Raw genomic sequence first — 15405 nt, 5'->3', positions numbered from 1 at the left:
TTAAAAATATTAAAGAAGGAGTGAGTTAAATGGAATATCATGAAGCAGAATTTAGGGAGTATTCAAGGAAAGGAATTATAAAAAATACGGAATGAAATTTGGAATTAGTAGAGGTAAGATAAATATGAAGAATAAAAATGAAATAGGAAACTTATTTGTTAAGTTAAAACGAAAGGCTAAAGCTTTTATTGTAGCAATCTTTAATTTCGCGCCTAAAGATACTATAGAGAGTTTTGATTACTACAAGTTTAGAAAGCTAAAATCTAACGATTATGAGGAATGCAGAAATAGAATTAGCATTCAGATGCAAAGAGATAGGCTCTTATTTTAGAATTATAATAATAGAATTTCAAATCTGAAAGTATTAAAAAAATACAAGTAAGTTTTAAGATATATCTAATATATTAATAGGTCAACCATAAACAATAAATAGAGATGGTTGGTCTATTTTTATTTGAAATAAATAGAACATTGAAAAGTTTCATGAGGTACACTTAGAAAGTTGATATTGATAAGGTGCAAACATTAGTGATAAATGTTTGTTTATATATAGACAAAGTAAATAAAAGTCTGTAATATATTAAATAGAAAGTAATTATATTGAAAGGGAATGAGATTAATGGATATAAAATCAAATGAATTATTTTGGAATGCTACTATAAGTGAGCTTAAAGAAGGGATTCTCGAAGAAGATGATGGATATAGGTGTATAATATGTGAAGAAGAATTCCAGATAGGAAGAATATATGAAATAAATTCAAAGCTGTATGATGCAAAGAAATCAGCAGAGTTACATCTTAAAACAAGCCACGGTTCAATGCTTGAATATTTGTTAAATATGAATTCTGGTTTTACTGGAATATCAGATGTTCAAAGAGAATTAATAAAATTGATTGCTCTGGGATTATCTGATAAAGAAATTTCAGAGAAACTTAAAGTTGCGCAATCAACAATACGAAATCACCGATATAAATTAAGAGAAAAGGAAAAGCAAGCAAAATTATTTTTAGCTATGATGGATTTGCTTTCAAAAACCACAAATAAGAAAATTAATAAAATTGGTAAAGAGACTATATGTGATGCTTATAAAACAGCAACTACTTTAGATGATAGGTATAATATAACAGATAAAGAAAAGAAGAGTGTTATTGAAACTTATATGAATGAAAATGGTGGTTTAAAGAGTTATCCAGCTAGAGAAAAGAAAAAGATTATTGTGTTAGAAGAGATATCAAGAAATTTTTCAAAAGGAAAGCAATATTCTGAAAAAGAGATAAATAGGATTCTAAAGAGAGTGTATGAGGATTACGTAACCATAAGAAGAGCTTTAATAGAGTATGGTTTTATAGAAAGAAAAAAAGATGGAAGCAGCTATTGGATTAAGGAATAAGTTTTTATGCTAAAGTGGAATTGGTTAGATGATAATAGGTCTAATTTTTGATATAATAATTTATAGAAAAATTAGTAGAGGGGGATATATATGGCAATTGGAAGAAGTAAAGTAGTAATAGTTGGAACGGGTTCTGTTGGGGCAGCGGTAGCATTTGATATGGTAATGAATCATGTTTGTGATGATTTAATACTGATTGATATAAATAAAGAAAAATCATGGGCTGAAGCAACGGATTTGCAACATTCTCTTGGATATAGCGGAAGTAAGATGAGGGTAAAAGATGGGGGGTACGAAGAATGTAATGATGCAGATATAGTTGTAATTGCAGCTGCATTACCTTATATTACAGGGCAAACAAGATTAGATATGTTAGAAAAAGCTGCAGGAATAATGAATAATATAGTCCCGAACATCATGAAAAGTGGATTTTCAGGCATAATAGTTGTAATAACAAATCCTGTTGATGTTATGTCATATTACGTGCACAAACTTTCGGGTTTGCCAGCAAGTAAAGTCATTGGAACAGGAACAGCTCTAGATTCAGCACGTTTGAAATATCATTTAGCTGATGTTATGAGTGTTGACCCACAAAGTGTTCATGCTTTGTGCATGGGAGAACATGGAGATTCACAGATAATTCCATGGAGTCAAATTACAGTTGGGGGTAAAAAGTTTTTAGATATAATCAGTGACAATGAAATGAGATTAAAAGGTTTTAATTTAAATTCAGTAACGGAAGATATTAAGAAAATAGCATATCGTATTGTGAATGCTAAAGGTGCAACTACTTTTGGTATTGCAGCAACTACTGTTCAGATTGTAAAAGCAATATTACGCGATGAAAATAAAGTTATTCCTGTATCAGCTATGCTTAATGGAGAGTATGGGGAAAGTGACACATATGCAGGTGTTCCAGCGGTTTTAAATAATCAAGGAGTGAAGGAGCTTGTTGAATATCACTTAGTTGAAAGTGAAAAGGCAGAATTAAAAGAATCTATTGAGATTATAAAAGACTACAATAAAAGACTAAAATTATAAAATATGATATTTAATATTTTTGTATAAATGATATTTTATATAAAAAATTGAGAATGAAAGCATTTCTTTTTATAGAAATACTTTCATTCCTAAAATTTATAATCGTTCTTCAATTTATTATGTTACGATTTTAGTAAACCATATTTAATCTAAATCTATTAGTTAAATAATTCTATGATCCCGAGACTTATAAGTAAGAGTCCTGAAATTAACGGAGCAAATTTACCTAAGAACTTGCCTAAAATATGGTTTCCAGCTCTTTCTCCAAGTTTAAGTGTACAAATACTTAATATAAATGTTAATATGACTGTAAGTTCTATATTAACGCCTGTTACACTTGCAGCAACTCCTGTACCAAAGTTATTAAATGTTAATGCAAAAGCTACCAAAAAAGCTTCTTTTTTATCTATATCTCCTGATTTATCTAAATCTGATTTTTCTGCATATTCAATCATATCATTAGTATTCTTTAAAGCGAGTTCTTTTATTTTTTTATTATTTATAAGTTTAAAAATACTTTGAATTACAAAGTATAATCCTAGAATTATGATAATTCCAGCACCTAAGCTATTTGATAAAAAGCTTGGTAAAAATTTAGATACATATATGCCAAGTAACATAGATAAAAATGTTCCAGTAGAAGTTACAAGTGCTACTATAAGATTTGCAGTTGTGTCTATTCTTATTTTTTTTATTCCATATGCAATACCTATAACTAAATTATCTAAGTTAGAAGATAAACTAAATAATAAAGCAGATAAAATTAATATCATATATGTCATTCCTTCTTAATTATTACTTATATTTAATATATGGTTGTAAATTTGTGTGGTGATTAAGAATTTTTAAACGAAATTACGTTTAATTACTAATATCTATTAAATACATAAAGATATTTAAGTTATATTTTATAAGATGTCCATACAAAAATGTGTAGATTAAATTAATAGTGGGAAGAAAACTCTTCTAAGGCTCTGGAAGACCGAAAAGAAGAGTTTTTATCTTTTAACATGTTAATAGACTTAATCACAAAGCACTCCTAAAATATTACTATTAAGCTTGGCCAGTAAATGTTAAATATAAGAGAACCATATTTAGTGATATGATTATAGCTGCGATGATAATACCTAAAATTCTTACCCAATTGCGATTTGCCATAATACCCATTAAATCCTTACGTCTAGCTATAGTTAGCATTTGTATTATCGGAAATGGCAATATGAAGCTAAGTGCTACTTGGCTTAAAACAAGGGCATTCATTGGATTTATTCCAAGTGCAATTATAGCCAATGCAGGCATCATAGTTATAAGTCTTCTAATATTAATTGGTATACTTAAATTCACAAAACCCTTCATAATTGTTTGACCTGCCATAGTACCCACAGCAGATGATGACAAACCTGAGGCAAGTAATGCTATTCCAAAAGCTCCGCTAGATAATGAACCTAGTAAAGGTTGTAATGATGCATGGGCTTGCTCCATTGTATCAACAATTAATCCATTTTTATTGAATACAGCAGCGGATACAATAACCATTGCAGCATTCACTATAAAGGCAATATTCATAGCTATTGTTACATCAATTTTTTCCATTTTTAAATGTTTTAGCTTTCCTTCAATGGATGTATCAGTTCCTCTATGCTGGACCAAATGTGAATGAAGGTATATTACGTGAGGCATAACTGTTGCACCAAGCATTCCTACTGCGATTAATAATGCCTGACTATTTGGCAGTGATGGAATTATTGTATGAATTCCTACTTGAAACCAATCAGGTTTGGCAAGAAATAATTCTATTGTATATGCAATACAAATTACTGCAACAAGAATTGATATTATTATTTCTATAGTTTTTTGGCCATACTTTTCCATATAACAAATGAAGAATGTTATTATTCCTGTAATAATCCCAGCATATATCATTGGTATATGGAACAATAAATATAATCCCAAAGTTCCACCTAGAAATTCTGCTAAGTCAGTTGCCATTGCACCTATTTCTGCAACAATCCAAAATACCCAATTTGTTTTTTTAGAAAATACTTTGGCACACATTTCTGGAAGGTTATGGCCTGTGGCTATTCCTAATTTTGCAGACATTATCTGTAAAAAGATAGCCATTAAGTTACTAAATAGAATTACCCAAATTAACGCATAGCCAAATTCCGATCCTCCACTAATATTAGTTGCAAAGTTTCCAGGATCTATATATGCTACACTTACAATAAAAGCTGGACCTAAATATTTTAATAGTTGCCTAAATTTACTAATATTAGCACTCCTGTCTTTTTTAAATGGAACAAATCCAGTGACAGATACATCAGTGCTTCTTAAACCTCTTTCGTTCTCCAAGAAAATACATCACCTTTCTTACTTTATTTTTTTATGTGTCTAATTTTTTAATCTTATATGTAATTAAGATAGTTATTAACAGTTAACTTTCTTAGCCTAGTCTAAATTATTTTATATTATAAGTTATGCAATAATATTCTAAATGTTACAGTAAAGTAACTTTTTCGCCATTAAAGCATATAATTTATTAAGTAGATTATTACGGGGAGCGAGTAAGTATATGGGCAAAAATGATTTCTATACTTTTAACGAATATATGAAGAAAGAAGACAGCAAGCTAACTGCGTCCATGGAAGATTATCTTGAGATGATATATAGATTGTCATTGAATAAAGGGTATTTAAGAATTAATGAACTTTCAAATGCACTTAATGTTCAACCTCCTTCTGCCACAAGGATGGTACAGAAGTTATCAGAGGAAAGACTTGTAAAGTATGAAAAATATGGGATTATAATACTTGAAGAAAGTGGTAAAGAACTTGGCGCAGCACTTCTTAACAGGCATCATATTATTGAGAATTTTCTAAGGATACTTGATATTCCTGATAAAGAAATATTAGATGAAACAGAAAAGATAGAACATACTGTAAGTAAAGAAACATCAAAATGCTTTCAGGATTTTGTACAATTTATAGAAAGTAATCCTAGTATAGCTAAGGCTTTCAAGGAGTATAGAGAGTCTATAAAATAGAAAGATGGAGATCGGTTATTTAAACATTAATAAAGATAAATCAGATAGCAAGTTAAATCTTAAAGGCTTAATTTATTATCTGATTTATTTATGTTGCTTTTATTTGAGCTTGAGTAAATATAATTAAATAGTAAATACAGTTTTTAGTGTTCTATAAATAAAGGTGCCTGTTGAAATTGTATTATATTTAAAAAAGTGAGCTACAAACTGCATTTTTGAATATTCTGTTTTATAAGTGGAAAAAACTTAGTTAATTGTTTTATGTGTATATAAAAATCTTTATTATTAACTGTATACATAATAATGTAATTAATTAACATAGACTATATAAGAAATATATATTCAAAGAATAAGGGGAGAAAATTTTCGATGGTAAAGTGTAAGAATCTTTTTGAAAATAAAAATATTGAAATTGTAGAATCAAGAGGGGGCGTTAAGGTTCTTGAATATAAAAAGGATTTGAGTGTAAGCACTACAACTGCAATGGCAGCATATTTTGCTTCAGAGATGAATGTTAGAAAAAGACAGGTTTTAATTGAGTTGAATGGTAATGCTTACACAATAAGTTCCGGAGTAATGCAGTGGACAGCAGGATCTGTGAGTATGGCTGCTGATATTAAGGGAATTGGTGATTTTTTTGGAAAAGCTATATCATCAAAGGTAACAAAAGAGTCTGCTATTAAACCAAAATATCAGGGAAATGGTTTATTGATGTTAGAACCAACATATAGGCATATTTTGCTTGAGGAAGTTTCGGAATGGGGAGGGATGGTTTTAGATGATGGACTTTTCTTAGCGTGTGAGTCTAAGGTTCAGCAAAAGATAGTTGCGAGAACAAACATTTCTTCGGCAATGCTTGGGAATGAAGGACTATTTAATTTGTGTCTAAAAGGTGAAGGGATAGCCGTGCTAGAAAGTCCTGTTCCAAGAAGCGAATTAATAGAATTTATATTAGATAATGATGAGGTGCGGATTGATGGAAATTTTGCAATTGCTTGGTCTAATTCTTTAGAGTTTAGAGTTGAAAAGTCTAGTAAAAGTTTAATTGGATCTGCAGTTTCAGGAGAGGGATTAGTTAACGTATATAGGGGAACAGGAAAAATACTTATGGCTCCAATATCATAGAAATACGGATGTGAATATTTAATTGTAGAAGGATTGGTAAGAAATATTATAATCACCAATCCTTTTGCTATTAAGAAATTAAAAGGTAAGTCAAAAATAATGTTCATTTGGGATTAATAGTAAACAGGATAATATAAAAAGTTAATAGAATAATAAATATAAATATTAAGATTGCTTAAAAACTAATATTCGGAATAATTTTACATACGAGGAATTATAGCTATATTATTAGATTTTTTTTGCCCAAAACATATAAAAACACGAACATTAGATAAATAAAAATAAAAAAAATACATAAAATATTTAATTTGCTATTGATTTATAGTCCAAAGTATTGTAGCATTAAGTATGTAAAATAAAGAGCTATATATTACGCACTGAATATATTACATTTTATTTATTCTATGCTTTAACATTCGATGATTGTATGGAAATTCAAAAAGTAATTTATTAGTATGTCATATATAAATAATGAAATTTTACCCGTATATGCTTGAAAATAAGGTTCAAGCGTTTCTACCGGACTACCGTAAATTGTCTGACTATGGGTGTTTATAGGTACTTGTTACTTGTAAGCCCCTTTGTAAAAAACAAAGGGGCTTATATTTTACAAGAAATCTTTAAATTCTTGTTATTATCTTTTATATTTTTTTCAACGTTAGTGCATCCTACTAACAGATGTATTATTTTGGAGTAGCAGTGTTAATTTGTGTAGCTCAAAAATAGGAGGAATCTATATTGGACAATGTATTAAAAAAATCGGTAAAAACAACGGAGGAGAACGGTATGTTAGAAAAAATATTTCACTTATCAAAAAATAAAACAACTGTTAAGACAGAAATGTTAGCGGGGTTAACAACCTTTTTAACTATGGCGTATATCTTAGTAGTAAATCCTAGTATCTTAAGTCAATCAGGTATGGATGTATCAGCTGTATTTACTGCAACTGCATTGGCTTCTTTTATTGGTACTGTAATTATGGCGCTTATTGCTAATTATCCATTTGGTATGGCACCAGGTATGGGATTAAATGCTCTTTTCACATTCACAATTTGTTTGGGAATGAAGTTCTCTTGGCAAACAGCTTTGGCAGCTTCATTAATCGAAGGATTTATATTTATGGCGCTTAACATATTTAAAATTAGACAAGTAATTATTGATAGTGTTCCGCCAACATTAAAATATGCAATTAGTATTGGTATTGGTTTCTTTATAACATTTATAGGTCTTCAAGATGCTAAGATGATTGTTGCTAATCAAGCTACATTAGTTGGAATAGGAAATTTAAAAGATCCAACAGTTCTTTTAGCTGGTCTAGGTGTTATTATAATATCGGTATTATATTATAAAAATATAAAAGGTTCATTCATTATTGGAATGTTTTCTGTATATGTATTAGGAATGATTTTTGGAGTTGCTAAGGTACCTACAGGAATAATATCTATGCCACCATCAGTTGCTCCAATATTTATGCAATTTGATTTTAAGAGTGCAATGGTGATTGGTATAATACCAGCAATTCTTTCTATGTTATTTATAGATGTTTTCGATAGTATAGGAACTCTAATTGGTTTAGCTTCAAAAGCTGGATACTTAGACGAAAAAGGTAATGTTAAAAATGCAGATAAAGTTTTAACAGCTGATGCTATTGGGTCTGTAGTAGGTGCATGTTTAGGAACATCTACACCAGTTGCATTTGTTGAGTCAGCAGCCGGTATTGCTGAAGGTGGAAGAACAGGACTTGCTGGTCTTACAATAGCTGGATTATTCTTCTTGTCATTATTCTTTTCACCAATTTTAACTGCTATACCAGGTTTTGCTACAGCGCCAGTTCTAATAGTTTTAGGTGCAGTAATGATGGAACCAATAGCAAAGGTTAATTTCTCAGATTTCACTGAAGGAATGCCTGTATTCTTGACATTGATATTAACTCTTTTAACATATTCAATTACAGATGGGTTAGCATTTGGATTTGTTTCGTATGTGTTAATAAAATTATTCACAGGTAAATCAAAAGATATTCCTGTACCAATGTATTTTATTGCCTTAGCATTTGTAGGATTATTCGCGCTAATGTAATAATAAATAAGAAGAGCCTCATGGTGTAAGAAAATTCACCATGGGGCTTTTATAAATTAATTACCATGCTATTAGTATTCTATACTATTTGTTGAAAATAATAATATTGCTTTGTCTTATTATCTAGTTGGCAATTTTAATTTTATATTGAAGATATTTTTAAGGACGTCCGAAGATTTATAATTCCATACGTAACTTTACATACTTCTTAATATATTTTACGCATTTCTCGAAGCCGAGCTTGCTGGTATCTAGAGACAGATCATAGTTTTTTACGTCCTCCCATTTATTTCCAGTGTGGTAATAGTAGTAGTCACTTCTATATTTATTTAATTTCTTAATTTCCTTAATTGCTTCTTTTTCAGAAGCGCCAAGGATATCCATTTCATGCTTAATACAGTAATCTTCTGATGCATGAATAAAAATTTTAAATATATTTGGTTTATCCTTTAAGATATAATCAGCACAACGCCCTATCACAACATAAGATTCTTTATCGGCTAATTCACGTAATACCTTAGCTTGATAATTGAACAAATTGTCATTTGAAGTAAAATCATTACTTTCAGGTGGGATTAATTCACCATTATATACTTTCTTTGAAACCTTATATAACAAACTATTTTTTACACCTTCGTCTGCATTGGCAAATAGAGCTTCATTTATACCACTGTCATCTGAAGCCAAACGTAATAACTCACGGTCATACATATTTATACCCAAATCTTTAGATAACATTTTCCCTATTGTTGTCCCACCGCTTCCACAAGTTCTTGTTATTGCAATTACAAACTTATCCATATAATCTCACTCCTTCCCTATATAGAAATTATACCACATTTTATTAAATTATTTAAGTGCGGCTTGAGCTATCTGAATATCTTCATCAATGCTTCCACCACTAACACCAATAGCACCAATGATATTTCCGTTACTAACTATTGGTATTCCTCCACCTAAAATACAAAGTTCGCCATGTCCAGTATTTTCTAAGCCATAAAGAGGTTTGCCAGGAAGCGCTAGTTCATTAAATCTTTCAGTAGACATTTTTAAAGCAAGTGCAGTATATGCTTTATTAAAGGAAACTTTAATACTTATTAAGATTGAATTATCCATTCTATGCTGGGCGATAAGATTTCCACCATCATCAACTAATGCTATAACTACTGGAACATTTATTGACTCAGCTTTTCTTTCTGCTTTTTCAAGAATTTCTTTTGCCATTTTTAGTGTTAGCTTAGGCGTCTTTATAGAACTAATTAGATCACTCGATAACTTTTTTATTAATTCTTCATTTATCATATAATCGCTCCTATAAATATTATTTATATAATGTATTTAAGTTAAATTACTCCAATAATATTATATAATTTAACTAATTTTGCTACAGGTAATTTACAATTGTATAATAAGTAAAGTTCAGACTATACTTAAATTTACTTATTTTTAGTTACAAAATTATTACTAATAGTCCTTAGGGATATGCTAACATTATAAACAGAGTGGTATCAAAAAAAATGTGTTTAAAATTACAATTTCTTCGAGAGGGTGAAAAAAATGAAGTTAAATGATTTGCAGATAAATAAAACTGATTTAATGAGGATAATTCAAGAAACCGTTCCAGGAAAACAAATTACAATGGCTCATGTAATTGCGAGCCCAGACTCAATTATTTATAAGAAGCTAGGATTAGACCCTAAAATTGATTATAACAGGGCAGCTATTGGTATTCTCACTGTTACTCCAAGTGAAACTTCTATAATAGCTGCAGATATAGCAATAAAAGCGTCGGCAATAGAGATTGGTTTTATTGATAGATTTAGTGGAACTTTGATTATTACAGGAACAATTTCAGATGTGGCAATTGCTTTAGAGTCTATCTTAAACTATGCAAAAAATACACTAGGGTTTAATGTTTGTAATCTAACAAAGGCATAGGTGGTTTTATGAGAAAGATTATGTTAGTTGGAAGGACAGGCTGTGGTAAAACTACTTTAACTCAAGCTTTAAAGGGAAAAGAGATTACATATCATAAAACCCAATATATAAATAATTTTGATGTTATTATAGATACTCCTGGCGAATATGCTGAAAATAAAAAACTAGCACGAGCGTTAATACTATACTCCTATGAAGCTGATGTAATTGGACTTCTAATGAGTTCACTTGAAGAATATTCTCTTTATAGCCCTAATATTGCAGCAGGAGCGACTAGAGAAGTAGTTGGAATTGTGACTCAGATAGATAATAAGAATGCAAGAGCAGATTTAGCAGAAGCATGGCTCAGCCTTGCCGGTTGTAAAAAAATATTTCATATAAGTGCATATACAGGAGAAGGAATACCAAATCTTTTGGATTATTTAAAAGAAGATGACGATATACTGCCTTGGGAAAAGTAGCATATAGAAAATGTCTTAAAATTACATGTAAAGGTTTAAAAAGTGCAAATTTTATTTAAGGAGAGATCTGAATATGAGAAAAATTTTGATGTTAGCTGGCGATTTTACTGAAGATTATGAAGTCATGGTACCATATCAAGCCTTGGAAATGTTAGGTTTTAAAGTTAATGTAGTTTGTCCGGAAAAGAATGCCGGGGAATATATAAAGACTTCAATACATGATTTTGAAGGACATCAAACTTATACTGAAAAGCTTGGACATAACTTTCTATTAAATATGTCTTTTGATTATTTAAAATTAGAAGAATATGATGGATTATATATAACAGGGGGAAGAGCACCAGAATACCTTAGACTTAATACACGGGTTATTGATATTGTAAAATACTTTATGGAATTAAAAAAACCAGTAGCTGCTATATGTCATGGAATTCAAATATTAACAGCGGCTGATATAATTAAAGGAAGAAAGTTAACTGCGTATCCTGCTGTTAAGCCAGAAGTAGTTATGGCTGGAGGAATATTTATAGATAAAAATCCAGATGAAACAGTGGTAGATGGTAACTTAGTAACTGCACCAGCCTGGCCAGGAAATACAGCCATCTTGAAAGATTTTTTAAATGCTCTCAATGTGAAGATTCAATTATAGTTTTAATTTTACAATATTTTAGTTTGAATTGTATTACAACGATTTCATACCTCTAATATATAATGAACTTGCACGAAATAAATTTTTACGATTTTTTTGAGGAGGGAATTATAAATGATATCTAAAGGGTTTTCAAAACCAACTGAGAGGGTTGAAAGATTAAAAAGAATGATTGTGGATGCAATTCCGTATGTAGAATCAGAAAGAGCGGTTCTTGTAACAGAATCATATAAGGAAACAGAAGGTCTATCTCCTATATTAAGACGTGCTAAAGCCGTAGAAAAAATATTTAATAATCTACCTATTACTATTCGTGAAGATGAATTAGTAGTTGGTGCAATTACTAAAAATCCACGTTCTACTGAAATCTGTCCAGAATTCTCTTATGATTGGGTAGCTAAAGAATTTGACACAATGGGAGCAAGAGTTGCAGATCCATTCCAAATTCCGAAAGAAACAGCAGCGGAATTAAGTGAAGCATTTAAATATTGGGACGGTAAAACTACAAGTGCACTTGCTGACTCTTATATGTCTCAAGAAGCAAAAGACTGTATGGCAAATGGAGTATTTACTGTAGGAAATTATTTCTATGGTGGTGTCGGACACATTTGTGTTGATTATGGAAAGATTTTAAGAAAAGGGTTTAAAGGCATTATTGCTGAAGTTATTGAAGCAATGAGTAAAATGGACAAGAAAGACCCTGATTATATAAAGAAACAACAATTTTATAATGCTGTAGTAATTTCTTATAGCGCAGCAATAAATTTTGCACATAGATATGCTCAAAAAGCTAGAGATATGGCAGCTGCAGAATTAAATCCAACTAGAAAAGCAGAATTGTTACAAATAGCTGCTAACTGTGAAAGAGTACCTGAAAATGGTGCAACAAACTTCTATGAAGCTTGTCAATCATTCTGGTTTATTCAAATAATGGTTCAAATTGAATCTAATGGACACTCAATTTCGCCAGGACGTTTTGACCAATATATGTATCCTTACCTTAAAGAAGATAAAAATATTTCAAAAGAATTTGCTCAAGAGTTAGTTGATTGTATTTGGATTAAACTTAATGATATCAATAAAACTCGTGATGAAATTTCAGCTCAAGCTTTTGCAGGTTATGCTGTATTCCAAAACCTATGTGTTGGTGGACAAAATGAAGAAGGGCTTGATGCTACAAATGAAATATCTTACATGTGTATGGATGCAACAGCTCATGTTAAATTACCAGCGCCTTCATTCTCTATCCGTGTATGGCAAGGAACTCCAGATGAATTCTTGTTAAGAGCTTGCGAAGTTGCAAGATTAGGGCTTGGCGTACCTGCTATGTACAATGATGAAGTTATAATTCCAGCATTAGTTAATAGAGGTGTTACTCTTAGAGATGCACGTAACTATTGTATTATCGGCTGTGTTGAACCTCAATGTCCAAACAAGACAGAAGGCTGGCATGATGCAGCATTCTTTAATGTAGCTAAGGTATTAGAAATTACATTAAATAATGGTAAAGTAGGCAACAAGCAATTAGGTCCTATCACAGGAGATATAACAACATTTAAGAGTATCGATGATTTCTATGCAGCATTTAAGAAGCAAATGGAATACTTTGTTTACTATCTTGTTGAAGCAGATAACTGTGTTGATTATGCTCATGCTGAAAGAGCGCCATTACCATTCTTATCAGCAATGGTTGATGACTGTATTGGAAGAGGCAAATCTGTTCAAGAAGGTGGAGCAATTTATAACTTTACAGGACCACAAGCTTTTGGTATAGCAGATACAGGAGATTCCGTATATGCAATTCAAAAACATGTATTTGAAGATAAAACTATTGAAATGGATCAATTAAAAGCAGCATTAGATGCAAACTTTGGACATACTGGCGTTAATACAGTTAGTACAAGCAATAACAATGCCGATGTTACTGAAATGCAGATATATGAAGCAGTTAAGAGAATATTAAGTAATTCTGGATCAATTGATATATCTGAAATTCAAAGTAGAATCTCTTCAGAATTTACTTCACCTAAAACAACAGTTTCGGGAGATTTTGATAATATAAGAAGACTTCTTGAAAGTACTCCTTGCTTTGGTAATGATATAGATGAAGTTGATATGGTTGCTCGTAAATGTGCACAAATATACTGCTTCGAAGTTGAAAAATATACTAACCCACGTGGAGGACAATTCCAAGCTGGAGTTTACCCAGTATCTGCAAATGTATTATTTGGTAAAGATGTTGCGGCATTACCAGATGGTAGATTAGCTAAGACTCCTCTTGCTGATGGTGTATCTCCTAGAGCAGGTAAAGATTGTGCAGGTCCAACTGCAGCAGCAAATTCTGTTGCTAAGTTAGATCACTTTGTAGCATCAAATGGTACACTTTATAATCAAAAATTCTTACCATCTGCAGTTGCTGGAGATACAGGATTACAAAACTTTGCTTCTGTAATAAGAAGTTACTTTGATCATAAAGGTATGCATGTTCAATTTAATGTAATTGATAAGCAATTATTATTAGATGCTCAAAAGCACCCAGAAAATTATAAAGACCTGGTTGTTCGTGTTGCAGGCTATAGTGCTCAATTTACTGTATTAGCAAAGGAAGTGCAAGATGACATTATAAATCGTACTGAACATTCACTTTAAGCTTATTTGAACATAATAAGTAGGCCAAAATTTTATCCCTTATAAGTTTTATTTGAAAAAGTTACACTTTATAAGGTTAGGGGAGATGTGCATGATGGATACAATTAATTATAGTATGGAAGGAACAGTATTTGATATACAGAGATTCTCTATACATGATGGCCCAGGAATTCGTACAATAGTTTTTTTAAAAGGATGTCCTTTATCATGCTTATGGTGTAGCAATCCTGAATCACAGAAAATTAAACCTGTCATAATGTATCAATCTGCGAATTGTATTCATTGTGGAAGATGTATTTCAGCCTGCAAAATAGGTGCAATTAGTGTTAATAATAAAGGTTTTATAAATAGAGAAATTTGCACAGCATGTGGTGAATGTAGCAATGTTTGTCCAACAAGCTCTTTAGTCTTAAAAGGTAAAAAAATGACGATTGAACAAGTTATAAAAGAACTCAAAAAAGATGCTATAAATTATAGACGATCTGGTGGTGGAATCACTTTATCAGGAGGAGAACCACTAGTGCAGTCAGATTTTTCAAAAGAACTTTTTAAGGCATGTAAGGCACAAGGTTGGCATACAGCTATTGAAACTACAGGTTATGCAAATTCAGAAACTATTGAAGAAGTATTTCCTTATATAGATTTAGTGCTTATGGATATTAAGAGTACAAATCTTGAATTACACAGAAAATACACAGGAGTTTCTAACGAAATAATTCTAAATAATGCAAAGAGAATTTCTGAAATATCAAAAATGGTAATTAGAGTACCATTAATACCAGACTTTAATTCTTCAATGCAAGATATTTTGGAATTATGTAGGTTTACTAAAACGTTGAATAACATTGATACGATTCATTTGTTACCATACCATACTTATGGTGAAAATAAATATGAACTCCTTGGAAGAGATTATCTTATGAAAGACTCACGGTCATTAAAAGAAGATGAGATTGAAGTCTTAAAAAAGATTATTGAGGATCAGGGGATTAAATGTATTATTGGTGGTTAAAGATATAATTTTAGAATG

General features: G+C 30.8%; 15 protein-coding genes and 1 riboswitch. Of the genes, 11 read left to right on the top strand and 4 right to left on the bottom strand.

All coding sequences use genetic code 11. From position 1 onward, the window contains the following. Positions 1–91 precede the first annotated feature (91 nt). The 3 genes from L1S46_RS09035 to L1S46_RS09025 all read left to right on the top strand — a co-directional run bounded on the left by L1S46_RS09035 (position 92) and on the right by L1S46_RS09025 (position 2431). On the top strand, positions 92–331 hold the full coding sequence (locus L1S46_RS09035) for a hypothetical protein (protein ID WP_023973078.1): 240 nt from the start codon (positions 92–94) through the stop codon (positions 329–331). Positions 332–619: 288 nt separating this feature from the next. Then, the gene (locus L1S46_RS09030; protein ID WP_238899793.1) at positions 620–1390 is read left to right on the top strand and encodes a DUF2087 domain-containing protein; all 771 of its coding nucleotides are present in this window, start codon (positions 620–622) and stop codon (positions 1388–1390) included. 90 nt (positions 1391–1480) lie between these two features. Further along, entirely contained in the window at positions 1481–2431 is a 951-nt protein-coding gene (locus L1S46_RS09025; protein WP_238861200.1) for an L-lactate dehydrogenase, read from the top strand. Positions 2432–2589: 158 nt separating this feature from the next. Here L1S46_RS09025 and ytaF read toward each other — a convergent pair whose 3' ends face one another. Both ytaF and L1S46_RS09015 read right to left on the bottom strand, forming a co-directional pair. Further along, complete coding sequence (gene ytaF, locus L1S46_RS09020; RefSeq protein WP_039771820.1) at positions 2590–3204, bottom strand: sporulation membrane protein YtaF; 615 nt, start codon at positions 3202–3204, stop codon at positions 2590–2592. A gap of 280 nt (positions 3205–3484) precedes the next feature. Beyond that, on the bottom strand, positions 3485–4783 hold the full coding sequence (locus L1S46_RS09015; protein WP_012060227.1) for an Nramp family divalent metal transporter: 1299 nt from the start codon (positions 4781–4783) through the stop codon (positions 3485–3487). 220 nt (positions 4784–5003) lie between these two features. On the opposite strand from L1S46_RS09015, the gene mntR reads away from it, so the two are divergent. From mntR to L1S46_RS09000, 3 genes are all read left to right on the top strand, one after another. Then, complete coding sequence (gene mntR, locus L1S46_RS09010) at positions 5004–5474, top strand: transcriptional regulator MntR (protein WP_023973073.1); 471 nt, start codon at positions 5004–5006, stop codon at positions 5472–5474. Between the two features lie 369 nt (positions 5475–5843). After that, complete coding sequence (locus L1S46_RS09005) at positions 5844–6599, top strand: AIM24 family protein (protein WP_012060225.1); 756 nt, start codon at positions 5844–5846, stop codon at positions 6597–6599. Positions 6600–7062: 463 nt separating this feature from the next. Next, positions 7063–7164: riboswitch (purine riboswitch) on the top strand. A gap of 221 nt (positions 7165–7385) precedes the next feature. Further along, positions 7386–8678 (top strand): NCS2 family permease, encoded by a 1293-nt coding sequence (locus L1S46_RS09000; protein WP_012060224.1) that lies wholly within the window; start codon positions 7386–7388, stop codon positions 8676–8678. A 177-nt stretch (positions 8679–8855) separates the two neighbouring features. Here the strand turns inward: L1S46_RS09000 and L1S46_RS08995 are convergent, their stop codons facing one another. After that, positions 8856–9479 (bottom strand): cytidylate kinase-like family protein, encoded by a 624-nt coding sequence (locus L1S46_RS08995; protein WP_017209051.1) that lies wholly within the window; start codon positions 9477–9479, stop codon positions 8856–8858. Between the two features lie 48 nt (positions 9480–9527). Continuing rightward, the gene (locus L1S46_RS08990; protein ID WP_012060222.1) at positions 9528–9980 is read right to left on the bottom strand and encodes a heme-binding protein; all 453 of its coding nucleotides are present in this window, start codon (positions 9978–9980) and stop codon (positions 9528–9530) included. Positions 9981–10235: 255 nt separating this feature from the next. Between L1S46_RS08990 and L1S46_RS08985 the strand changes: the two genes are divergently transcribed. The 5 genes from L1S46_RS08985 to L1S46_RS08965 all read left to right on the top strand — a co-directional run bounded on the left by L1S46_RS08985 (position 10236) and on the right by L1S46_RS08965 (position 15387). Continuing rightward, positions 10236–10616 carry a BMC domain-containing protein gene (locus L1S46_RS08985; RefSeq protein WP_012060221.1) on the top strand — a complete coding sequence of 127 codons (381 nt, stop codon included), beginning with the start codon at positions 10236–10238 and terminating at the stop codon, positions 10614–10616. Between the two features lie 8 nt (positions 10617–10624). After that, entirely contained in the window at positions 10625–11077 is a 453-nt protein-coding gene (eutP, locus tag L1S46_RS08980) for a EutP/PduV family microcompartment system protein (RefSeq protein WP_238899792.1), read from the top strand. Between the two features lie 73 nt (positions 11078–11150). Beyond that, complete coding sequence (locus L1S46_RS08975; RefSeq protein ID WP_238899791.1) at positions 11151–11726, top strand: DJ-1/PfpI family protein; 576 nt, start codon at positions 11151–11153, stop codon at positions 11724–11726. 114 nt (positions 11727–11840) lie between these two features. After that, positions 11841–14375, top strand: coding sequence for a glycyl radical protein (locus L1S46_RS08970; RefSeq protein ID WP_012060218.1), 2535 nt, complete (start codon positions 11841–11843; stop codon positions 14373–14375). Positions 14376–14466: 91 nt separating this feature from the next. Beyond that, positions 14467–15387 carry a glycyl-radical enzyme activating protein gene (locus L1S46_RS08965; protein ID WP_017209046.1) on the top strand — a complete coding sequence of 307 codons (921 nt, stop codon included), beginning with the start codon at positions 14467–14469 and terminating at the stop codon, positions 15385–15387. The last annotated feature ends 18 nt before the right edge of the window (positions 15388–15405 follow it).

It is taken from the genome of Clostridium sp. YIM B02500 (assembly GCF_022324665.1).
Classification (GTDB): Bacteria; Bacillota; Clostridia; order Clostridiales; family Clostridiaceae; genus Clostridium; species Clostridium beijerinckii.
This window is presented reverse-complemented; position numbering and strand designations above follow the sequence as displayed.

Bases quoted from the DNA above. Each gene is read 5' to 3' on its own strand.
- L1S46_RS09035 (WP_023973078.1), top strand. From the start codon at position 92: ATGAAATTTGGAATTAGTAGAGGTAAGATAAATATGAAGAATAAAAAT.
- L1S46_RS09030 (WP_238899793.1), top strand. From the start codon at position 620: ATGGATATAAAATCAAATGAATTATTTTGGAATGCTACTATAAGTGAG.
- L1S46_RS09025 (WP_238861200.1), top strand. From the start codon at position 1,481: ATGGCAATTGGAAGAAGTAAAGTAGTAATAGTTGGAACGGGTTCTGTT.
- ytaF (WP_039771820.1), bottom strand. From the start codon at position 3,204: ATGATATTAATTTTATCTGCTTTATTATTTAGTTTATCTTCTAACTTA.
- mntR (WP_023973073.1), top strand. From the start codon at position 5,004: ATGGGCAAAAATGATTTCTATACTTTTAACGAATATATGAAGAAAGAA.
- L1S46_RS09005 (WP_012060225.1), top strand. From the start codon at position 5,844: ATGGTAAAGTGTAAGAATCTTTTTGAAAATAAAAATATTGAAATTGTA.
- L1S46_RS09000 (WP_012060224.1), top strand. From the start codon at position 7,386: ATGTTAGAAAAAATATTTCACTTATCAAAAAATAAAACAACTGTTAAG.
- L1S46_RS08995 (WP_017209051.1), bottom strand. From the start codon at position 9,479: ATGGATAAGTTTGTAATTGCAATAACAAGAACTTGTGGAAGCGGTGGG.
- L1S46_RS08990 (WP_012060222.1), bottom strand. From the start codon at position 9,980: ATGATAAATGAAGAATTAATAAAAAAGTTATCGAGTGATCTAATTAGT.
- L1S46_RS08985 (WP_012060221.1), top strand. From the start codon at position 10,236: ATGAAGTTAAATGATTTGCAGATAAATAAAACTGATTTAATGAGGATA.
- eutP (WP_238899792.1), top strand. From the start codon at position 10,625: ATGAGAAAGATTATGTTAGTTGGAAGGACAGGCTGTGGTAAAACTACT.
- L1S46_RS08975 (WP_238899791.1), top strand. From the start codon at position 11,151: ATGAGAAAAATTTTGATGTTAGCTGGCGATTTTACTGAAGATTATGAA.
- L1S46_RS08970 (WP_012060218.1), top strand. From the start codon at position 11,841: ATGATATCTAAAGGGTTTTCAAAACCAACTGAGAGGGTTGAAAGATTA.
- L1S46_RS08965 (WP_017209046.1), top strand. From the start codon at position 14,467: ATGATGGATACAATTAATTATAGTATGGAAGGAACAGTATTTGATATA.